General features: G+C 65.4%; 21 protein-coding genes. 15 read left to right on the top strand and 6 right to left on the bottom strand.

Features of this window, described 5'->3' with window-relative positions; translation table 11 throughout:
* The first annotated feature begins 460 nt into the window (after nt 1-460).
* Complete coding sequence (locus tag ABS767_RS06150) at nt 461-2,392, top strand: ribonucleoside-diphosphate reductase subunit alpha (protein ID WP_408077475.1); 1,932 nt, start codon at nt 461-463, stop codon at nt 2,390-2,392.
* A gap of 94 nt (nt 2,393-2,486) precedes the next feature.
* Complete coding sequence (locus ABS767_RS06155; protein WP_408077476.1) at nt 2,487-2,777, top strand: hypothetical protein; 291 nt, start codon at nt 2,487-2,489, stop codon at nt 2,775-2,777.
* A gap of 62 nt (nt 2,778-2,839) precedes the next feature.
* Here the strand turns inward: ABS767_RS06155 and ABS767_RS06160 are convergent, their stop codons facing one another.
* Nucleotides 2,840-3,100, bottom strand: a complete 261-nt coding sequence (locus ABS767_RS06160; protein WP_408077477.1) for a DUF2171 domain-containing protein — start codon at nt 3,098-3,100, stop codon at nt 2,840-2,842.
* A 68-nt stretch (nt 3,101-3,168) separates the two neighbouring features.
* On the opposite strand from ABS767_RS06160, the gene ABS767_RS06165 reads away from it, so the two are divergent.
* Genes ABS767_RS06165 through ABS767_RS06185 form a run of 5 tightly spaced genes read left to right on the top strand, consistent with a single transcriptional unit; the run spans nt 3,169 to nt 5,678 of the window.
* Complete coding sequence (locus ABS767_RS06165) at nt 3,169-3,507, top strand: hypothetical protein (RefSeq protein ID WP_408077478.1); 339 nt, start codon at nt 3,169-3,171, stop codon at nt 3,505-3,507.
* Nucleotides 3,504-3,695 carry a hypothetical protein gene (locus ABS767_RS06170; RefSeq protein WP_408077479.1) on the top strand — a complete coding sequence of 64 codons (192 nt, stop codon included), beginning with the start codon at nt 3,504-3,506 and terminating at the stop codon, nt 3,693-3,695. The genes ABS767_RS06165 and ABS767_RS06170 overlap by 4 nt, the downstream gene beginning before the upstream one ends.
* A complete protein-coding gene (locus tag ABS767_RS06175; protein WP_408077480.1) occupies nt 3,692-3,964 on the top strand; it encodes a hypothetical protein in 273 nt (90 codons plus the stop codon). Before ABS767_RS06170 ends, ABS767_RS06175 begins: the two co-directional genes overlap by 4 nt.
* A 22-nt stretch (nt 3,965-3,986) precedes the next feature.
* Nucleotides 3,987-5,036, top strand: coding sequence for a ribonucleotide-diphosphate reductase subunit beta (locus tag ABS767_RS06180; RefSeq protein WP_408077481.1), 1,050 nt, complete (start codon nt 3,987-3,989; stop codon nt 5,034-5,036).
* A 9-nt stretch (nt 5,037-5,045) separates the two neighbouring features.
* Nucleotides 5,046-5,678: a hypothetical protein gene (locus ABS767_RS06185; RefSeq protein WP_408077482.1), complete on the top strand. Its 633-nt coding sequence runs from the start codon at nt 5,046-5,048 to the stop codon at nt 5,676-5,678.
* Nucleotides 5,679-5,924: 246 nt separating this feature from the next.
* On the opposite strand, the gene ABS767_RS06190 is transcribed toward ABS767_RS06185, so the two are convergent.
* Nucleotides 5,925-6,239 (bottom strand): GIY-YIG nuclease family protein, encoded by a 315-nt coding sequence (locus ABS767_RS06190; protein WP_408077483.1) that lies wholly within the window; start codon nt 6,237-6,239, stop codon nt 5,925-5,927.
* Between the two features lie 347 nt (nt 6,240-6,586).
* On the opposite strand from ABS767_RS06190, the gene ABS767_RS06195 reads away from it, so the two are divergent.
* Together ABS767_RS06195 and ABS767_RS06200 are read left to right on the top strand one after the other, a co-directional pair.
* A complete protein-coding gene (locus tag ABS767_RS06195; protein ID WP_408077484.1) occupies nt 6,587-6,895 on the top strand; it encodes a LysR family transcriptional regulator in 309 nt (102 codons plus the stop codon).
* Between the two features lie 289 nt (nt 6,896-7,184).
* The gene (locus ABS767_RS06200) at nt 7,185-9,062 is read left to right on the top strand and encodes a M61 family metallopeptidase (RefSeq protein WP_408077485.1); all 1,878 of its coding nucleotides are present in this window, start codon (nt 7,185-7,187) and stop codon (nt 9,060-9,062) included.
* Nucleotides 9,063-9,074: 12 nt separating this feature from the next.
* On the opposite strand, the gene ABS767_RS06205 is transcribed toward ABS767_RS06200, so the two are convergent.
* Nucleotides 9,075-11,234, bottom strand: coding sequence for a calcium-binding protein (locus tag ABS767_RS06205; RefSeq protein WP_408077486.1), 2,160 nt, complete (start codon nt 11,232-11,234; stop codon nt 9,075-9,077).
* A 403-nt stretch (nt 11,235-11,637) separates the two neighbouring features.
* Between ABS767_RS06205 and ABS767_RS06210 the strand changes: the two genes are divergently transcribed.
* Genes ABS767_RS06210 through ABS767_RS06225 form a run of 4 tightly spaced genes read left to right on the top strand, consistent with a single transcriptional unit; the run spans nt 11,638 to nt 15,438 of the window.
* Nucleotides 11,638-12,648, top strand: a complete 1,011-nt coding sequence (locus ABS767_RS06210) for a PhoH family protein (protein ID WP_408077487.1) — start codon at nt 11,638-11,640, stop codon at nt 12,646-12,648.
* Nucleotides 12,641-13,150 (top strand): rRNA maturation RNase YbeY, encoded by a 510-nt coding sequence (ybeY, locus tag ABS767_RS06215; protein ID WP_408077488.1) that lies wholly within the window; start codon nt 12,641-12,643, stop codon nt 13,148-13,150. Before ABS767_RS06210 ends, ybeY begins: the two co-directional genes overlap by 8 nt.
* 8 nt (nt 13,151-13,158) lie before the next feature.
* Nucleotides 13,159-14,079, top strand: a complete 921-nt coding sequence (locus tag ABS767_RS06220; RefSeq protein ID WP_408077489.1) for a hemolysin family protein — start codon at nt 13,159-13,161, stop codon at nt 14,077-14,079.
* Nucleotides 14,080-14,082: 3 nt separating this feature from the next.
* The gene (locus ABS767_RS06225; RefSeq protein ID WP_408077490.1) at nt 14,083-15,438 is read left to right on the top strand and encodes a PQQ-dependent sugar dehydrogenase; all 1,356 of its coding nucleotides are present in this window, start codon (nt 14,083-14,085) and stop codon (nt 15,436-15,438) included.
* Here ABS767_RS06225 and ABS767_RS06230 read toward each other — a convergent pair.
* Genes ABS767_RS06230 through ABS767_RS06240 form a run of 3 tightly spaced genes read right to left on the bottom strand, consistent with a single transcriptional unit; the run spans nt 15,423 to nt 16,450 of the window.
* Complete coding sequence (locus ABS767_RS06230) at nt 15,423-15,665, bottom strand: hypothetical protein (RefSeq protein ID WP_408077491.1); 243 nt, start codon at nt 15,663-15,665, stop codon at nt 15,423-15,425. The two genes, ABS767_RS06225 and ABS767_RS06230, sit on opposite strands and share 16 nt — an antisense overlap.
* A 2-nt stretch (nt 15,666-15,667) precedes the next feature.
* Nucleotides 15,668-16,099, bottom strand: a complete 432-nt coding sequence (locus ABS767_RS06235; RefSeq protein WP_408077492.1) for a PRC-barrel domain-containing protein — start codon at nt 16,097-16,099, stop codon at nt 15,668-15,670.
* A gap of 48 nt (nt 16,100-16,147) precedes the next feature.
* Nucleotides 16,148-16,450: a polyhydroxyalkanoic acid system family protein gene (locus tag ABS767_RS06240; RefSeq protein WP_408077493.1), complete on the bottom strand. Its 303-nt coding sequence runs from the start codon at nt 16,448-16,450 to the stop codon at nt 16,148-16,150.
* 78 nt (nt 16,451-16,528) lie between these two features.
* On the opposite strand from ABS767_RS06240, the gene lnt reads away from it, so the two are divergent.
* Together lnt and metK are read left to right on the top strand one after the other, a co-directional pair.
* Entirely contained in the window at nt 16,529-18,088 is a 1,560-nt protein-coding gene (gene lnt / locus ABS767_RS06245; protein ID WP_408077494.1) for an apolipoprotein N-acyltransferase, read from the top strand.
* Nucleotides 18,089-18,173: 85 nt separating this feature from the next.
* Nucleotides 18,174-19,382: a methionine adenosyltransferase gene (gene metK / locus ABS767_RS06250; protein WP_408077495.1), complete on the top strand. Its 1,209-nt coding sequence runs from the start codon at nt 18,174-18,176 to the stop codon at nt 19,380-19,382.
* Nucleotides 19,383-19,445 lie beyond the last annotated feature (63 nt).

Genomic DNA, 19,445 nt, shown 5'->3' on the forward strand with positions numbered 1-19,445 from the left:
GACGGCTACGCGCATCTGCATCCGGTTCTCCGGGCGCAGATGCGCGATATCCTGCATGTCGTCCGGCCAGAAAGCTGTGGACGAATGTCGGGCGAAAAAAAACTGTTGTTCGCGCAGCGTTCTCTTGCATTCCAAAAAGGCGAGGAAGGTCCGCGCGTCGCGTGCTGTCGGACAAGGTTACTGCGCCATGAACCGAGTCATATGAGCGACGAGTTGAGTCTCTTAACTGTCATTTACGCTCTTGCCTCCCGGGCCGGTTTGGCACAATCTCTAGTGGTCACTTAGGGGGACAAGCCCAAGCACTGGTGGAATGCCACTCGCGATGCTATATCGCGGGGTGTCGTTTCGTCACCTTGGAACGGGCGGATGGACACTTTTTGTTCTCACGTCCGATCGCGCGCGATGCTAGGATTGCGCATGCCCCCGAGTCGTATGTGAAGTTATACAGGGGGCTACCGAGATGGACTTCAGGGAAAGCCAGGAATCAAGCGTGAGTGAAACCGTGACCGACACCGCAGAAGCGATCGCAGAGACCGGGCCCGCCGCCGACAAGGGGGTAAAGGCGAAGAAGCGTCTCGACACCAAGACGGTCGCGCCGCGCATCTACCCGGTCGAGGTCGATCATTCGCGCGACGCGCTGCTGACCGAATTCGGCAAGGAGACGCTCAAGGACCGCTATCTGCTGCCCGGCGAGAATTTCCAGGACCTGTTCGTCCGCGTCGCCTCGGCCTATGCCGACGATGCCGCGCACGCCCAGCGCATCTACGACTATGTGTCGAAGCTGTGGTTCATGCCCGCCACCCCCGTGCTGTCGAACGGCGGCACCGGCCGCGGCCTGCCGATCAGCTGCTTCCTCAACTCGGTGCCCGACAGCCTCAACGGCATCGTCGACACCTGGAACGAGAATGTCTGGCTCGCCTCGCGCGGCGGCGGCATCGGCACCTATTGGGGCAATGTCCGCGGCATCGGCGAACCGGTCGGCCTCAACGGCAAGACCAGCGGCATCATTCCGTTCGTCCGCGTGATGGATTCGCTGACGCTCGCGATTTCGCAGGGGTCGCTGCGCCGCGGCTCGGCCGCCTGCTATCTCGACATCTCGCACCCGGAGATCGAGGAGTTCCTCGAGATCCGCAAGCCCTCGGGCGACTTCAACCGCAAGGCGCTCAACCTCCACCACGGCGTGCTCATCCCCGACGCGTTCATGGAAGCGGTGCGCGAGGGCGCCGAATGGGAGCTCAAGTCGCCCAAGGACGGTAGCGTCCGCGGCTCGGTCAACGCCCGCGCGCTGTTCCAGAAGCTGGTCGAGACCCGGCTCGCGACCGGCGAGCCCTATATCGTGTTCGCCGATCACGTGAACAACAACATGCCCAAGCATCACCGCGACCTGGGCCTCAAGGTCTCGACCTCGAACTTGTGCAGCGAGATCACGCTGCCGACCGGCAAGGACCATCTCGGCAACGATCGCACCGCGGTGTGCTGCCTGTCCTCGCTCAACCTCGAAACCTGGGACCAGTGGAAGAACGAGAAGGGCTTTATCGAGGACGTGATGCGCTTCCTCGACAATGTCCTGCAGGACTATATCGACCGCGCCGAGCCGGGCATGGAAAAGGCCGCCTATTCCGCCGCGCGCGAACGCAGCGTCGGCCTCGGCGTGATGGGCTTCCACAGCTTCCTGCAGGCGCGCGGCCTCCCGTTCGAAGGGGCGATGGCCAAGACCTGGAACAACAAGATCTTCAAGCACATCAACGCGCAGGTGAACGAGGCGTCGATGCAGCTTGCGGTCGAGCGCGGCCCGTGCCCCGACGCCGCCGACATGGGCGTGATGGAGCGCTTCAGCTGCAAGATGGCGATCGCGCCGACCGCGTCGATCAGCATCATCTGCGGCGGCACCAGTGCGTGCATCGAGCCGATCCCGGCCAACATCTACACGCACAAGACGCTGTCGGGCAGCTTCTCGGTCAAGAACCCGTATCTCGAGAAGATCCTGATCGAAAAGTCGAAGAACTCAGACAATGTCTGGAACTCGATCCTCGAACGCGGCGGCAGCGTCCAGCATCTCGATTTCCTCAGCCCTGAGGAAAAGGACGTGTTCAAGACGTCGTTCGAGATCGACCAGCGCTGGCTGCTCGAACTCGCCGGCGACCGCGCGCCCTATATCGACCAGGCGCAGTCGCTGAACCTGTTCATCCCGGCCGATGTCGAGAAGTGGGACCTCTTGATGCTCCACTTCCGCGCATGGGAGCTCGGCATCAAGTCGCTCTATTATCTGCGCTCGAAGTCGGTGCAGCGCGCCGGGTTCGCCGGCGGGGTCGAGGCCGACAACACGATCGACGCGCCGAAGTTCGATCTGGGCGAGAGCACCGATTACGACGAATGCCTGGCGTGTCAGTGAGCTAGTTTCCCTCTCCCGCTGGGAGAGGAAGGGAGCCGCGCAGCGGCGCGGCCGGAGCGTCCGTCGCCGGACGACAGTGGAAGAGGGCCGTTGGGTGATTGATCTAGTATTTCGGAGCACGCGGGAGGAGCAGCTGATACTTGGCGCGCTCCTGCTCGTGGCCGGATTGCTGATCATGCCAGCGGCCGCCGGCTTGCTTCTGAAGGCCGTGGTCGGCCTCAATATCGCGGTGCTGGGCGAGCTTTCGGACTGGCAGGTTCAGGTCTCGAACTGGGTCGGTGCTTTGTTCGCGGTCGTTAGCGTTGTCGTGGCCATCCGTGGCGCCATCTTCCTCTCAACGGCCGCCGCCGCGACCGCCGGGCTGGTGAGGGCGCCGTGGCAATGACGACCCTCACCCTTCCGCCGCTGCGCGGCTCCCTCCCTCTCCCAATGGGAGAGGGAAAAAGCTCACTCTTCCTCTTCGAACGTCACCGCGACGTCGGCATTGGCGGACAGGCGCACCTTGTCACCCTCGACCTCGGCGATCAGGCCGGTCGAGATATAGTGGTGATGCCCCGAATGGCTGCCCTCGGCGCCCTCGATCTGTGCGCCGCTGTCCTTCTTGGTCAGCTTGATGCGATCGCCCTCGATGCCGTCGACGGTGCCGACATGGACGCCGTCGGCGCCGATCACTTCCATATGCTCGCGGATGTTGCTGGTATCGACCATGTTCAGTCTCCTTCTGGGGGTTTGCCGGCACAACGCCCCCGCGATGCTTTCGATGCAGGAGAATATGCATGAAGCTGCGTTCGATCCTCGCCGTCCTCCCGCTCGCCCTGCTCGCCGCCTGCGCGGAGCAGGTCGGCACCGCGGTCGAGCCGACCGCGCCCGGCTTCCTGTTCGGCCTGTGGCACGGCTTCATCTTCCCGGTCGCCTGGGTGATGTCGTTGTTCGTGCCCGACATCGCGGTCTATGCCGTGCCCAACAATGGCGGCTGGTATGATTTCGGCTATTTCCTCGGCATCTGCGTGTTCGGCGTCGGCGCGCATCGCGGCAAGAAGGTGATCGTCAAGGAACGCGTCATCGTGCGCGACCGCGGCGGCCGCACCCGCGACGAGACGATCATCGACCAGTGACCCGCGCGCTCGCCATCCAGGCCGGGATCGGCATCGCGTCGGGCGCAGCGGGCCTTGCCCTGCTGGCCCGCCGCGCGGTCACGGCCGAGGGGCGCTACGCGCTGCGCATCGCCGGCACGATGCTGGTCGCGCTCTCCCTCTTCCTCACCGGCTTCGCGCTGGTCGCCAGCATGGTGGGTGGGGCATGACAGACGGACGCATCTTTCTCGCCCTGTCTGGCCTGATGTGCCTCGGCGTATTTCTCAACGGGGTTCGCTTCGCACGAATGACGCGCAATCCGTGGGCCGGAATGAAGCTGTTCGGTCAGGATGTTCAAGGCTCCGACCTTTCGGTTGAGCGCGTTCGCCTGCTCGGCTGGCTTCAGGCCATCGCTGCCCCGCTCATTTTCGTTTTCTTCGCTGCTCTCGCGTTCGGCCTGCTCGGCCCGGTCGAGGGTATCGAAACCATCCAACTCTAATTCACGTCCAAGGACCAGATCCATGCCTCTTCTCGAAGCCCGCAAGACCTACAAGCCGTTCGAATACCCCTGGGCGTTCGACTTCTGGAAGCGTCAGCAGCAGATCCACTGGCTCCCCGAAGAGGTGCCGCTGGGCGAGGATTGCCGCGACTGGGCGCAAAAGCTCACCGATCACGAGCGCAACCTGCTGACGCAGATCTTCCGCTTCTTCACCCAGGCGGACGTCGAGGTGCAGGATTGCTACCACGAGAAATATGGCCGCGTGTTCAAGCCGACCGAGATCAAGATGATGCTCGCCGCCTTCTCGAACATGGAGACGGTGCACATCGCCGCCTACAGCCACCTGCTCGACACGATCGGCATGCCCGAGAGCGAGTACGGCATGTTCCTCGAATATGCCGAGATGAAGGACAAGCACGACTATCTCCAGCGCTTCGGCGTGGAGAATGACGAGGATATCGCCAAGACGCTGGCGATGTTCGGCGGCTTTACCGAGGGGCTTCAGCTGTTCGCGTCGTTCGCGATGCTGATGAACTTCCCGCGCTTCAACAAGATGAAGGGCATGGGCCAGATCGTGTCGTGGAGCGTCCGCGACGAAAGCCTGCACTGCGAAGGCATCACCCGCCTGTTCCACGCCTTCACCAAGGAGCGCGACTGCCTGACCAAGGCGGTGAAGGACGATATCATGGACGTCTGCCAGACGACCGTACGGCTCGAGGACGCGTTCATCGATCTCGCCTTCGAACAGGGCCCGGTCCCCGGCATGACGCCCAAGGAGATCAAGAAGTATATCCGCTACATTGCCGACTGGCGCCTGAACCAGCTGGGGCTGAAGCCGATCTACATGATCGACGAACACCCGCTCCCCTGGCTCACCCCGCTGCTCAACGGCGTCGAGCACGCCAACTTCTTCGAAACCCGCGCGACCGAATATTCGAAGGGCGCGACGCGCGGCAACTGGAACGAGGTGTGGGACAGCTTCGACAAGCGCCAGAAGGCGAAGGCAGTCCCGGCGGCGAACGAGGATGCCGCCGAGGGCGGGTTGTTCGATGGGACGGTTGCGGCGGAGTAGGGGTAACCCTTGAAGCATGCGCTAACCCGCATTGGACTCGGGCTTGCGGCAATGGGCGCGGGTGCGGTGCTTTTCTGGCGGGACCCCGTTCCTCCCTTAGACCCCGAAAAAGCGTTGGCATTTGCCTCTGCGCTCGCCGCGTGGGGTTTCGCAGAATTCTTTATTGAACGCGCTCCACATGCGCAGAGTAGGACAGATGGCGAGCGCCTCGATCAGCACGACGAGGCGCTTGGAAAGCGTCTAATCGCCATCGCCAGCGACGATTTCGTCCGATTTTTAAGGACGCACGATTTTGGTGGGTCGTTTTTTGAGCGGGACATCAAACCCTTGTATGATCTTGACGATCTATTCTCGAAGATTAGCTCTGAATTCAACGCGGACGATCTCGGCGAGAATTTGAACGACGTTAAGTTGGCCGCTCGCGAACTGTCTCGGATGGTCGCATATGGAGCCGCTCCAAAAAATGCAAAGGCGAGCCTTTTTTCAATGGTGCCTGATTTCGAGGCAGATGGGTTTTGGAGCGACGCAACAGAGTCGAAGATACAAGCCGCCAATGAAAAGGCCGACGATTTGGCTAATAAGCTCGGCGCGCTCTTCGGTGAATTGCGAAGACGCGGCTTGATATTGGGCGATAAAGCATAAGCTGTCACCCCGGCCTTGTGCCGGGGTCCACCCATCCCCACGCCCCTACCGCTAGCGGCTCGCTACCCGCGATTTCATCCGCAACAGACCCGACCAGTCGCTGACAAGCACAGCCAGGCACCCAATCCTCGCCCAAACCGCGCGGTTTCCACCACCCGCCCGGTGGACCCCCGAACAAGTCCGGGGTGACGAGAAGCGTAAGGGCCGGCGTTCCAGCGCAATCCTCGCCAGCCGGATGGTCAACCCTCAGCCTTTATCCAGCGGCGGCAACCCGAGCCCCACTGCCAGATCGTCCCAGCGCGGATTATCCCGCTCGATCAGGTTCATCTTCCACGCGCGCCGGTATCGCTTGACCTGCTTCTCGCGCGCGATCGCGGACTCCATCGTCCCGCCGACCTCGTACCAGACCAGCCGCGTCACGCCGTAGCGTTTGGTGAACCCGTCGAACGTCCCCGCGCGATGCTGGACGATCCGGCCGGGCAGGTCGGACGTCACCCCAACATACAGCGTGCCATTATACCCGCTGGCGAGGATGTAGACGCAGGGGGTTTTCTCGAACATCGCGGGGAGGGGTGCCGCACTGCGGACCGGGTCACAAGTCCAGGGGCGATCAACCCCAGCCGGAATGGATGCGCTCCCCACACCCCCATCGTCACCCCGGCCTCGTGCCGGGGTCCACTCCTCCGCGCGCCCCAACGGACCGAGGCTCTCGCGCCTCGCGCTTCTCCAGCGGCGGCACACACCCAGACCCACGGCTGGCCTATCCAGCCGCGCCGTCCGCGCCTCCCTCCCAGTGGACCCCGGCACAAGGCCGGGGTGACGATGGGGAGGGGACGCACCGAAAACCCCTTTCCTACACGAACCAAATAGGTCAACTGAATCGACTCCGATCAACCGGAGTCGATCCGATGCCTGACCAACTCACCCCCGCCGCGCAAACGCGCAGCCACTGGACCCCCGCCAAGCAACGCACCTTCCTCACCGCGCTCGTCGAGACCGGCAGCATCGCCCGCGCCGCCCGCGCCGCAGGGATGTCGCGCTCCAGCGCGCATGCGCTGCGCAACCGACTTGCCGGCACCCCGTTCGACCATCACTGGGCCCACGCGCTCAAGCTCCACGCCGCGCGTCTCGCCGATCCCTTCGTCCCCGATCCGCTCGCCCCGCGCGGCTCCGCCAAAACCGGTCGCGCGCCCGTCGTGCCACAGTCCCGGCAATGACGCGCTCGGGTCGCCTCCCGGCCCAAACCCGGTGTCAGCCGGTCGCCTCGCCGTCGCGCCCCTGTCGTACCCAGCCGCGATTGTGTCGCGTCGGAGTCGCGCAGGTGTCGCATCGGTGTCGCGCCACGGGTGTCATCCCGTCGCCAACCCGTCCGCTCGCGGTCGCGAACCCGTCGCCTTGCCCCGCAACCCCCGCTTTTTCGTCAGCATCGTCGGACACCCCGCGTCCACCCCGTCTGGACACGGCGCAGCCGCTCGGCCACGGTCCCCAAAACCTCAGGGACAGCCCATGCTTCGCAACCAGACCGCCCGCCTCCTCACCCTCGCCGCGCCGCTGCTGGTCGCCGCCACCGCACAGGCCGGGCAGGCGCGCGACCCCGGCCCCGATGCGCCGGTCTCCTACGATCTCAGCTTCGACAATGCCGCGCATCGCGAGGCGCGGATCGCGGTCACCTATCGCGATCTCAAGCCCGGCGCGGTCGAATTCCGCATGGCCCGCTCATCGCCCGGCCGCTACGCGCTCCATGAATTCGCCAAGAACGTCTATTCGGTCTCGGCAAAGGACGGTGCCGGCCGCGACCTGCCGATCGATCGCACCGATCCGTACAGCTGGCGCGTCGCCCGGCACGACGGCACCGTCACCTTCTCCTACACCCTGTATGGCGACCGCGGCGACGGCACCTACAGCCAGATCGACCAGACCCACGCGCATCTCAACATGCCCGCGACGCTCGTCTGGGCGGCGGGCTATGACGACCGCCCGATCCGCGTCACCTTCCGCCCCGCCGACCCCAGCTGGAAGGTCGCGACCCAGCTGCCCCCGGTCGCGGGCAGCACCACCAGCTTCTGGGCACCGCACCTCCAATATCTGCTCGACAGCCCCACCGAGCTGTCCGACTTCCAGCTGCGCGAATGGACCGTCGGCACCGGCGACACCGCCCAGACGATCCGCCTCGCCGTGCACAGCCAGGACAGCGCCGAAACCGTCGACCGGTTCGCGCAAAAGGCAAAGGCCGTGGTCGCCGAGCAGATCCGGCTGTGGGGCGGGGCGCCGCGCTACGATTTCGGCACCTACACCTTCATCGCCGACTACATGCCGCAGATCAGCGGCGACGGCATGGAGCATCGCAACTCGACGATCATCAGCCAGCCGCGCTCGCTCGCCGACGGCAAGTTCGCCCAGCTCGGCACGCTCAGCCACGAATTCATCCACAGCTGGAATGTCGAGCGGCTGCGCCCGGCCGAGCTCGAGCCGTTCGACTTCACTAAGGCTGATCCCACGCCGTCCTTGTGGTTCGCCGAAGGCTTCACCCAATATTACGGCCCGCTGTCGATCCTGCGGGCCGGGGAGGCCACGCTGGACACCACGCTTGCCGGGCTCGCCGGCACGCTCGACTATGTCGTCAACGGCCCCGGCCGACGCTATGGCTCGCCGCAGGAGATGAGCCTGCGCGCGCCCTTCGTCGATGCCGCGACCTCGATCGACCCGGTGAACGAACGCATCTTCACGTCCTACTATCCCTATGGCGCAGTGATCGCCCTCGCGCTCGACCTCACCCTGCGCCAGCGTTTCGGCACCGATCTCGACGCCTATATGCGGCATATGTGGAAGCGGAACGGCGCGGCGCAGCGCGACTATGCCCCGGTCAAACCCTATACCACCGCCGATCTGCAGGCCGGCCTCGCCGAACTGACCCGCGACCCCGCCTTCGCGAAGCAGTTCTTCGACTCCTATATTCGCAGCGGCAACCTGCCCGATTTCGCGCCGCTGCTGGCCCAGGCCGGGCTGGTGCTGCGTCCGGCTGACGCTAACAAGGCGTGGATCGGCGCGACCAACGTCACCGGCGGCGGCGAGGACCCGGTGACGCTCGCCGAAATCCCGGTGCCGGGCAGCCCGCTCTACCGCGCCGGGCTCGACCGGGGCGATACGATCGTCGCGGTGGACGGACAGCGCATCGCCAGCACCGCCGACTGGCGCGCTGCGCTCGCCGCGATGAAGCCGGGGGTCGCCGTGACGCTGGCCTACGCCAATCGCGCCGGTGCCAGCACCACCGACATCACCCCGCTCGCCGACCCAAAATTCGCGATCGTCCCGCTCGAGAAAGCAGGGGGCAAGCCCGACGCCCGCCAACGCGCCTTCCGCCGCGCCTGGCTGGGGACGGAGTAGGGGAGGAGCGCGCTAGAATCCGCCGAACGTCAGCGCCGTCGGCTCGGCATAGGTGGGGATAAAGGCCGCCGACATGGCGTGGTCGGGCTCCGCTGCCGCTTCCGCGCTCGAATAGCCGAAATCGCTCGCCCGCAGCGTCGACATCTGGACACCTAGCAAAGCGATGAAGTCGCCATTGCCCAGGTTGATGACGGTGTCGTTCCCCTGCTGCGTCATCGCTGCCTGGATCGCGGCGTAGGACGCGAAGACGCTGGAGTAGAACTGGATGCGATCGATGCCTGCCTCGAAGTCCGCGATATAGTCGCGCTGCCCCGCGCCGCCGGTGACGATGTAGCTGTCGGCACCGGATCCGCCATAATAGAGGTCGCTGCCGGTCTCTCCGCCCTCGAGGAAGAAGACGTCGTTGCCGGCCTCGCCATACAGGGCGTCCGACCCGCTGCCGTCGCGGATCGTGTCGTTGCCATTACCGCCGATCAGCACGTCGTCGCCCGCTCCGCCGGACAGCTCGTCATTGCCGTCCATGCCGTAGAGCCAGTTGGTACCGCTATTGCCGGAGATCACATTGTCGAGTTCGTTGCCGACCCCCAGGATCGTGGTTCCCTGCAGGAACAGGCGCTCGACATTGGCGTAGAGATAATAGCCGCCGCCGGAGATGTTGGCATAGACGGTGTCGGTGCCGCCGCCCGCCGCCTCGTAGATGACGTCGGCATGGGTATCGACATAGTAGAAGTCGTTGCCCGCGCCGCCGTTGAGGATGTCATAGTCGCCCAGCCCCGAATCCGCGCGCAGCGTGTCGTTGCCGTCGCCGCCGGTCATGATGTCGGTGGCGAAATCGCTGCCGCCCCAGATCACGTCATTGCCGGCTTCGCCGTGCAGTGAATCGGCGCCGTTCTCGCCATAGATATAGTCGTCGCCATCCCCGCCAGCGACGAAGTCGATCCCGTCTCCAGCGTAGAGCGTGTCGGTCCCGGCCTCGCCATAGAGGATGTCGTTGCCTCCATAGCCGTTGATCAGATCGTCGCCCGCTCCGCCCAGCAGCGTCTCTGCCGTCGCCACGTTCTGATCGCCCCGAATGCTGTTGTTGAGCGCGTTGCCGACCCCGAAGGTCGCACCGCCGCCAAGCGACAGATTTTCGATATTGGCGTAGAGATAATAGCCGTTGCCAGAAATGACGGCATAGACGGTGTCGGTTCCGCCTCCGGCGTCCTCGAACACCAGGTCGGCGATGTTGTCGACCTCGAAATAATCGTTGCCCGCGCCACCATAGAGCGCGTCCGCCTCATGCTCGCTCGACGTGCCGTAGAGCGAATCGTCACCCGTTCCGCCGATCAACGTGTCGATGCCAAGCCCGCCGCGCAGCGAGTCGTTACCATCCTCGCCGAACAGGATGTCGGTGAAGTCGGTTCCTTCCACGCCGTCATTGCCTGCCCCGGCCAGGACGGTGGCGCCACGGGTCGGCGAAGGGCTGATCCGGCCATCGGTGATGATATAGTTGTCGGAAGCGTTGCCAACGATCGTGACATGGCCGGCAGATCCCAGGATTCCCGTCAACGTCTCGATATTCGCAGGCATATAGAAGACGGTGCCGCTTCCCGGCGACTCGCGATACATCAGGTAGATATGGTCGCGTCCCTCGCCGGCATTCTCGAAGATGTAATTCTGGTCGGAAAAGCGGGCATAGTAGATGTCGTCGCCGGTTCCGCCGAACATATAGGTCGTGCGCAATCCGGATGCCGGACCGAAGCTGCCCGCGGTGTTTTCACCCACCAGGATGTCGCTCCCCGCTCCACCGTACAAGTAACTGGTCGTGCGATGGTTGGCAGGCAGCTCCGGCCCCACATTCCAGTTCGCCGGAAACCCGGCCTGCTCCGCGAGGCGCGCGTAGAAGCCCGCCCAATCGTAATCGAGCGCGAGTTCGTCCGAAGCGTCGAGCGTGTCGTTCCCGTCGCCGCCGTACAGGATGTCGTTGCCGAGGAAACCGACAAGGTTGTCGTCGCCAGCCTCGCCATACAGGATGTCGTCGCCGGTCCAGCCATTGATGCTGTCGTTGCCGCCGCCGCCGCGTACGGTGTCGGCGCCCGGCCCGGTGATGTATCGGTCGTCATTCGGCGTGCCGGTGATGGCATCCGCGCCGGGGGTCCCGAGCTGGAGCGGCTCTGCCGCGACGAGCATTGCGGCGCTATCGCCGATGCCTCGCGTCAAGCTGAGTCGCGTTTCGCTCTCAAGATCGCGACCAAAACCGTACCAACCCGGCATCAGATCAACCCCCCGCTACTTCCCTCCGCCGCTGGTGAATGCATTTGTGGACTGAAATCAAGGTACAATAGCAGCCTGTTGAGTCCTGGTCCCTCGTTGCCGATCGGACACGGTCGTGCAGCTTTTACGTCGGCTGACCGATTTCCGCTGTCCTGCCCGCTCCGGCTCTGCCATCCTCCCGCCACGACATGCGAAACGGAACCTCCGCGCTGCACACCGGTTCGGCCCATCATGGCCCGCTGTCGCCCCTGCACGCGCTTGAGCATCGGCGGAGCCGCGATGCGCGTGAGAGTGACATTCCAGCCAGCGAAAGGATTGCATGAGCCGCAAGCCCGTCCCCGCGCAACAGGGCCAGCGCGCCCGGGTCGAGGTCAATTTCGACCGGCCCCAGCTGTTGCCGCAACTGTTCGGCGAATATGACAGCAACATCCTGGCGCTGGAGGAGCGCCTCGGCGTCTATATCCATGCCCGCGGCCAGCGCGTGGTGATCGAGGGGAGCACCGAAGCGGTCGCCCATGCCCGCGAAGTGCTGGTCGAGCTGCACAGCCGCGTGATCCGCGGCGAGCCGATCGACACCGGGCTGATCGATGCGGTGATCGCCATGTCCACCGAACCGATGCTGACCGGCATCGTCCGCGCGGAGAATGACGACAGCGGCGGCGGCGCACCGCCGATCATGATCCGCACGCGCAACAAGACGATCGTCCCGCGCTCGCTGACCCAGACCGCCTATATGCGCGCGCTGGTGTCGAACGACATCATCTTCGCGCTCGGCCCGGCGGGCACCGGCAAGACCTATCTCGCCGTCGCGCAGGCGGTGGCCCAGCTCATCACCGGATCGGTCAAGCGCCTGATCCTCTCGCGCCCCGCGGTCGAGGCGGGCGAGCGGCTCGGTTTCCTGCCCGGCGACATGAAGGACAAGGTCGATCCCTATCTGCGTCCGCTCTACGACGCGCTGTACGATTGCCTGCCCGCCGAACAGGTCGAGCGCCGCATCGCCAGCGGTGAGATCGAGATCGCCCCGATCGCCTTCATGCGCGGTCGCACGCTTGCCGACGCGTTCGTCATCCTCGACGAGGCGCAGAACACCACGCCGATGCAGATGAAGATGTTCCTGACGCGCTTCGGCCAGAACAGCCGCATGGTGGTGTGCGGCGACCCCAAGCAGACCGACCTGCCCGGTGGCCCGTCGGCGAGCGGGCTCAACGATGCGGTCAACAAGCTCGAGGGGATCGAGGGGCTGGCGATGATCCGCTTCGGCATCGGCGATGTCGTGCGCCATCCGATCGTCGGCCGGATCGTCGATGCCTATGAGGGCGGCGATGCTTGACGTCGCCGTCCAGGCCGAACCCGGCTGGCCCGACCTCGACTGGGACGCACTGGCGCTGAAAGGGGCGACGGCGGCGGTCGCGCAGACCCCGTTCGGGGAGCTCGTCCGCGCCGATGCGGTGATCGAGATCGCGGTGCGCCTGACCGACGATGCCGAGGTGCATCAGCTCAACGCGCAATACCGCAAGAAGGACAAGCCGACCAACGTCCTGTCCTTCCCGATGATCGAACCCGACCTGATCGAATCGCTGACGCAGAACAGCGACGATGGCGAGGTGCTGCTGGGCGACATCATCCTCGCGTCGGGGGTTTGCGCCACCGAGGCGGAAGAAAAGGGCATTTCGGTCGAACACCATGCCACGCACCTGATTGTCCACGGGGTGCTGCATTTGCTAGGTTACGACCACCAGGGGGATTCCGAAGCCGAGGCGATGGAATCGATGGAGCGCGCTGCGCTCGCAACATTGGGGATCCCCGACCCCTATCTGATACGCGAGGATTGAGCTCCAAGATGGCGGACGGTTCCAGTAGCAACGGGAACGGCGACAGTAGCGGCGACGGGGGAATATGGCGCGGCCTGCGCGCGCTCCTGTTCGGCGACGAGCATAACGAAACGCTGCGCGAGCGCATCGAGGATGCGATCGACGCGGCGGACGGCGAAGAGCAGGGGGGCAACGGCCACATCAAGGGCGACCTGTCCCCGCTGGAGCGCAAGATGCTCCGCAACCTCCTCCATTTCGGCGAGCGCGATGCCGGCGACGTTGGCGTCCCGCGCGCCGATGTCATCGCGGTGGAGGAGGGCACCAGCTTTGCCGAACTCGTCCGGTTGTTCGCCGAGGCGGGGCATAGCCGGTTGCCGGTCTATCGCGAAAAGCTCGACCGGGTGATCGGGATGATCCACATCAAGGACGTGTTCGGCGTGCTCGCCGCCGGCGCCGGGCCGCCGTCGAAGATCACCGACCTCATGCGACAGCCGCTCTACGTCCCGCAGTCGATGGGCACGCTCGACCTGCTGGCGCAGATGCAGGCGAGCCGAACGCATCTTGCGATCGTGCTCGACGAATATTCTGGGACCGAAGGCCTGATCACGATCGAGGATCTGGTCGAGGAGATCGTCGGCGAGATCGACGACGAGCATGACGATGCGCCCGAGGCGCTATGGCACCCGCTCGAAAGCGGCGGCTGGGACGCCGATGCCCGTGCCGAGCTGGAGGATGTCGCCGCGGCGATCGACCCCAGGCTCGGAGAGGTCGAGGAGGATATCGAGACGCTCGGTGGCCTCGCCTTCGTCCTCGCCGGGCACGTTCCGGCCGCGGGGGAATGCCTCAAACATCAGAGTGGGTGGACGCTCGAAGTGCTCGAAGCCGATGCGACTCGCGTCCGTCGTCTGCGCCTTCACCCCCCCGAAGAACGCGTCGAAATCGAGGAATAGCTGTTGGCCCGCAAACTTCTGATCGCCGTCGCCCTGCTCGTCGTCATTCTCGGCGGAGCCTTCTGGTATCTCTCGCGTCCCGATGTCGCGAAGCTGGAGATGCAGGCAGTGACCGGGCGCGTCCCGACATTCGAGCAGCCGCGCTCCGAAACCTTCCCGACCGTCAACGTCGCCGAGGCGATCGGCTGGCCCCAGGGTGCCAAGCCGACCGCCGCCAAGGGGCTTTCGGTCAACGCCTATGCCACGGGACTCGATCATCCGCGCTGGCTCTACCGCCTGCCCAACGGCGACATGCTGGTCGCCGAAAGCAACTCGCCCCCGCGCGAGGGCGGCGGGATCAAGGCGTGGGTGATGAAGACGCTGATGGGCCGCGCCGGCGCAGGCGTGCCGTCGGCCAACCGCATTACGCTCCTGCGCGACGCCGATGGCGATGGCGTGGCCGAGATGCGCTCGGTGCTGCTCACCGCCGACAATGGGCTCGATTCGCCGTTCGGCATGGTGCTGCTCGGCGAGACGCTGTACGTCGCCAATCACAATGCGTTGATCCGCTTCCCGTTCAAGCCGGGCGAGACCAAGATCACCGGCAAGGGCGAGAAGGTCATCGACCTGCCCGGCAAGGGCAATCACTGGACCCGCGACGTGATCGCCAGTGCCGATGGCAAGCGGCTCTATGTCAGCGTGGGGTCATCCTCGAACATCGCCGAGAACGGGCTCGAGGCGGAAAAGAACCGCGCGACGATCCTCGAGGTCGACCCCGCGAGCAAGACCTTCCGCATCTACGCGGCCGGCCTGCGCAATCCGGTCGGCATGGCGCTCAATCCCGACACGCAGCGGCTGTGGACGGTGGTCAACGAACGCGACATGCTCGGGTCCGACACCCCGCCCGACTATCTGACCCAGGTCACCTTCGGCAGCTTCTACGGCTGGCCGTGGAATTACTGGGGCGGCTATGTCGACAAGCGCGTCCAACCCGAGCGTGAGGATCTGCGCGAATATACCGCCCGTCCGAACTATTCGGTCGGGCCGCACACCGCGCCGCTGGGCCTTACCTTCGCGACCGACATCAGGCTCGGCGACGCCTTTGCGGACGGCGCGTTCGTCGGATTGCACGGATCGTGGAATCGCGTTCCGGCGTCGGGGTACAAGGTGGTGTTCGTGCCGTTCGGCGCGCGCGGGCTTCCACTGCCCGACTCGAAGCCGATCGACGTGCTGACCGGGTTCCTGAACGGCGAGGGGAAGGCGATGGGACGCCCGGTCGGCGTGACCGGCGACCGGACCGGCGCGCTGCTGGTTGCCGATGATGTCGGCAACACGATCTGGCGGGTCAGTGCCCCGGATGCGGCTCAGTCGACCGAATAATATCCGGCGTTGAGGTAGCGCGGCGTATCGTCCGGCGCAGTCGGCAGCGGGGCGGCGACCGCCTGCGCAGCTTCGCGCTCTGCCAGATAGTCGGGAACGCTGCCCGACGGGCCGAGCGGGAGCATGCCGGTCACGGTATAATGCCCAGCGACGGCGCCGGCACAGCTGCCCAGGCCGGCGCTGAGGAGAAGGGCGACGGCAATGGCGGGCCAGGTACGCGATCGCATGTTCAGCGCTCCATCTGCGGCATGGCGATCAATTCCGCGCGGCTTGTCATCGCCCGCAGGTCCCATCCATCGCCATTGGCGACGGCGGTAAGCCGCGTGATCGGAAGCCGAACCAGCCGATCGGGGTCGGTGTCCGCGACTTCCACGATCGCCGCAGTCACGTCGCCCGACGCATCGGTTTCGACGCGTTCGACCTCCCCGACTTCCCGCCCCACAGTATCGACCAGTTCGGCATCTTCCAGCTGCTGGCGCGTCAGGCCGAACGCGGTTCCGGGTCCAGATGCGGTCGGCAGTGCCCGCGGCGTCCCGATCGGCTGCGAAGCGCTGGCGATCCCGTTCGCCGCGATCTCGGTTCCGGGGGGTGGTTCGGGCGTGGCGTCCGAGCAGGCGGCGGCGGCAAGCGTCACCGGCAGCATCAGGCACAGTCGGGTCATCGGGCGTCTCCTCGCCCCCGACCAACCGTCGATCCCGCTACGGGTTCCTTATTCGAGCAGCTTCGGCGCCTCGCGCTGCAGCTTCTCGCGGATCTTGCCCGCAAACAATGCAAGCATCGGCGGAAGGTCGACCTCGGCATGGACGCGGTCGTCGTGCACGTCGAGCCGGCTCGCCACGCTTTGTCCCATCGCGGTGACGGTGAAGTGCAGCGTGTCGCCTTCCCAACGTTCCTGCACGGAGCCGCCGCCGGGGAACATCGAGCCGATCTTTCCCACGCCTCCGGCAAGCCGCGCACGGGCGCCTTCGCGGCCGAGCTTGTGGGGGATATCGACGATAACGGGATCTGCCATGATGCGTCCTTCGGTGTGCTGAGCCCATAATACGCACCGCGCTTGTATCTGTCACCGTCCGGCCCGATACGGTGCGCGATGTCTGCCCTGCCACGCCCCCGCCTGATCGCGCTGCTGACCGGCGCCGTGTCCGCCACCGCCTTTGCGCCGCTCGACTGGTGGGTCGCGGGGCTCGTCTGCTTCGCGATCCTGCTGCGGCTGACGCACGAGGCGCCGACGCTCAAACAGGCGTTGCTGCGCGGGTGGCTGTTCGGGCTTGGCCATTTCACCGTCGGCAACAACTGGATCCAGCACGCCTTCACCTACCAGGACAAGATGCCGGCCGAACTCGGCTATGTCGCGGTAGTCTTGCTGTCGCTCTACCTCGCCGTCTATCCGGCGCTGGCCATGGGGCTCGCCTGGCGGTTCGGGCAGGCGCGCAGACTCGATGTGCCGTTCGTGCTCGTCGCGGGTGCAGCCTGGATCGTTGCCGAATATCTGCGAGGGGTTCTGTTCACCGGCTATCCGTGGAACCCGCTGGGGGTGATCTGGCTCCCCGTATCGGGGGTGGCGCAGATCGCGAGCTGGATCGGCACCTATGCCCTGTCGGGGCTTACCGTCGTGGTTGCAGGCGCATTGCTGCTCGCCAGCCAGCGACAGTGGCGATTCCCGGTGGCGGTCGCCGTTGCGCTCGTGCTGGCATCGGTCAGCGCAATCGGGGCGGGGGTCGCGGCCCCGTCTGGACCGGGGCGCCCGATCGTCCGCGTGCTCCAGCCCAATGTCGGGCAGGAGACGGTGCTTGACGGCAGTTATGCGCAAAAGGCGCTGACCGAGCTGCTCCGCCTCTCCAACGACACCGCCACGATCCTACCCGGCGGCCCCGTGCCGCGCCTGATCGTATGGCCCGAGGGGACCGTCGATTACTGGATCGAAGATGGCTATCCCTCCGCCTGGTACGCCAAGAACGACCCGCGCACCGTCCGCGCGATGATCGCGCAGACGCTGGGGCCGAAGGATATCGCGCTGATCGGGGGCACCGGGCTGTTGTTCAAGGGCGATGACAAGCTCGACGCCGCCACCAATTCGGTGTTCGCGATCGACGCGGCCGGTACGATCCTGGGCCGCTACGACAAGGCGCATCTCGTCCCCTATGGCGAGTATCTGCCGATGCGCACGATCCTTGAGCCGCTGGGCGTATCGCGGCTGGTGTCGGGAGAGATCGACTTCGAGCCTGGTCCCGGCCCGCAGACCTTGGCGATTCCGGGCTTCGGCACGATCGGCATGCAGATCTGCTACGAGATCATCTTCTCGGGCCAGACCGTCGATCCCGCGAAGCGACCGGCGATCCTGTTCAATCCGTCCAACGACGCCTGGTTCGGCGCATGGGGCCCGCCCCAGCATCTGGCGCAGGCACGCATGCGCGCGATAGAGGAAGGGTTGCCGATCCTGCGCGCGACGCCGACCGGCATTTCCGCGATCATCGACGCGCGGGGCACGATCGTCGCGGCGGCGGGAATGGGCGAATCCAAGGCGATCGAAGCGCCGATGCCAACCGCGCTCCCGCCGACGCTATTCGCCCGGCTGGGCAATCTCGCGGCCGCCATCGTCGCGGCATTGCAGCTCGCCATCGCCATTGCCTTCCGGCGCTTCGCTCGCTAGGGCGGCGCGATATAAGGAAAGCTTTATATCTCTCCTGGCTCCAGCCGGGCATGGCAACGGCCCGGCCATTCTTTTGAGGAAAACCATGCGTTCCAGCTATCTCTTCACGTCCGAATCGGTATCCGAAGGTCATCCGGACAAGGTTTCCGACCAGATTTCCGACGCGATCGTCGATCTGTTCCTGTCGAAGGACCCCGAAGCCCGCATCGCCTGCGAGACGCTGACCACCACCCAGCTCGTCGTGCTCGCCGGTGAAATCCGCTGCAAGGGCGTGTACGAGAATGGCGAATGGGCGCCCGGCGCGAAGGAAGAGATCGAGCAGACCGTGCGCGATACGGTCAAGCGCATCGGCTATGAGCAGGACGGCTTCCACTGGCAGACGCTGCGCTTCGAGAACAATCTGCACGGCCAGTCGGCGCATATCGCGCAGGGCGTCGACGCCAGCGGCAACAAGGACGAGGGCGCGGGCGACCAGGGCATCATGTTCGGCTATGCCGCGAACGACACGCCCGACCTGATGCCGGCGACGCTCGACTACAGCCACAAGATCCTGCAGCGCATGGCGACCGACCGCCATTCGGGCGCTGCTCCGTTTCTCGAGCCCGACGCGAAGAGCCAGGTCACGCTGCGCTACGAAGGCAGCAAGGCCGTCGCCTGCACCGCGATCGTCGTCTCGACCCAGCATGCCAAGGGCTATGACCAGGGCGAGCAGGAAGCCGAGCTCAAGGCCTATGTGAAGTCGGTCGTCGCCGACGTGATCCCGGCCGAGCTGCTCAGCGACGCGACCGAGTATCACATCAACCCGACCGGCAGCTTCGAGATCGGCGGCCCCGACGGCGACGCCGGCCTGACCGGCCGCAAGATCATCGTCGACACCTATGGCGGCGCAGCCCCCCATGGCGGCGGCGCGTTCAGCGGCAAGGACCCGACCAAGGTCGACCGTTCGGCGGCGTACATCACTCGCTATCTCGCCAAGAACATCGTCGCCGCCGGCCTTGCCCAGCGCTGCACGATCCAGCTCGCATACGCGATCGGCGTCAGCAAGCCGCTGTCGCTCTATGTCGACACGCACGGCACCGGCACCGTCGGCGACGACAAGATCGAGGAAGCGATCGGCAAGATCGAGAAGCTCGGCGGCCTTACCCCGCGCGGCATCCGCACGCACCTCAAGCTCAACAAGCCGATCTATGGCCCGACCGCAGCCTATGGCCATTTCGGTCGCGAGCCCGACGGCGATTTCTTCCCGTGGGAACGCACCGACCTGGTCGAGGATCTGAAGGCCGCTCTGGCCTGATCGCGCGCACGGCGAACGTCTTGACGGGCGGCGGTCTTCCGGGACCGCCGCCCTTTTCGTGCC

Source organism: Sphingomonas plantiphila (genome assembly GCF_046000505.1).
Taxonomy (GTDB): domain Bacteria; phylum Pseudomonadota; class Alphaproteobacteria; order Sphingomonadales; family Sphingomonadaceae; genus Sphingomonas; species Sphingomonas plantiphila.

What these genes read in the sequence shown, in the direction of transcription:
- ABS767_RS06205 (WP_408077486.1), bottom strand. Translation starts at nt 11,234, where the DNA reads ATGCTCGTCGCGGCAGAGCCGCTCCAGCTCGGGACCCCCGGCGCGGAT.
- ABS767_RS06175 (WP_408077480.1), top strand. Translation starts at nt 3,692, where the DNA reads ATGACAGACGGACGCATCTTTCTCGCCCTGTCTGGCCTGATGTGCCTC.
- ABS767_RS06180 (WP_408077481.1), top strand. Translation starts at nt 3,987, where the DNA reads ATGCCTCTTCTCGAAGCCCGCAAGACCTACAAGCCGTTCGAATACCCC.
- ABS767_RS06210 (WP_408077487.1), top strand. Translation starts at nt 11,638, where the DNA reads ATGAGCCGCAAGCCCGTCCCCGCGCAACAGGGCCAGCGCGCCCGGGTC.
- ABS767_RS06235 (WP_408077492.1), bottom strand. Translation starts at nt 16,099, where the DNA reads ATGACCCGACTGTGCCTGATGCTGCCGGTGACGCTTGCCGCCGCCGCC.
- ABS767_RS06190 (WP_408077483.1), bottom strand. Translation starts at nt 6,239, where the DNA reads ATGTTCGAGAAAACCCCCTGCGTCTACATCCTCGCCAGCGGGTATAAT.
- lnt (WP_408077494.1), top strand. Translation starts at nt 16,529, where the DNA reads ATGTCTGCCCTGCCACGCCCCCGCCTGATCGCGCTGCTGACCGGCGCC.
- metK (WP_408077495.1), top strand. Translation starts at nt 18,174, where the DNA reads ATGCGTTCCAGCTATCTCTTCACGTCCGAATCGGTATCCGAAGGTCAT.
- ABS767_RS06230 (WP_408077491.1), bottom strand. Translation starts at nt 15,665, where the DNA reads ATGCGATCGCGTACCTGGCCCGCCATTGCCGTCGCCCTTCTCCTCAGC.
- ABS767_RS06240 (WP_408077493.1), bottom strand. Translation starts at nt 16,450, where the DNA reads ATGGCAGATCCCGTTATCGTCGATATCCCCCACAAGCTCGGCCGCGAA.
- ABS767_RS06220 (WP_408077489.1), top strand. Translation starts at nt 13,159, where the DNA reads ATGGCGGACGGTTCCAGTAGCAACGGGAACGGCGACAGTAGCGGCGAC.
- ABS767_RS06200 (WP_408077485.1), top strand. Translation starts at nt 7,185, where the DNA reads ATGCTTCGCAACCAGACCGCCCGCCTCCTCACCCTCGCCGCGCCGCTG.
- ABS767_RS06160 (WP_408077477.1), bottom strand. Translation starts at nt 3,100, where the DNA reads ATGGTCGATACCAGCAACATCCGCGAGCATATGGAAGTGATCGGCGCC.
- ABS767_RS06165 (WP_408077478.1), top strand. Translation starts at nt 3,169, where the DNA reads ATGAAGCTGCGTTCGATCCTCGCCGTCCTCCCGCTCGCCCTGCTCGCC.
- ABS767_RS06150 (WP_408077475.1), top strand. Translation starts at nt 461, where the DNA reads ATGGACTTCAGGGAAAGCCAGGAATCAAGCGTGAGTGAAACCGTGACC.
- ybeY (WP_408077488.1), top strand. Translation starts at nt 12,641, where the DNA reads ATGCTTGACGTCGCCGTCCAGGCCGAACCCGGCTGGCCCGACCTCGAC.
- ABS767_RS06195 (WP_408077484.1), top strand. Translation starts at nt 6,587, where the DNA reads ATGCCTGACCAACTCACCCCCGCCGCGCAAACGCGCAGCCACTGGACC.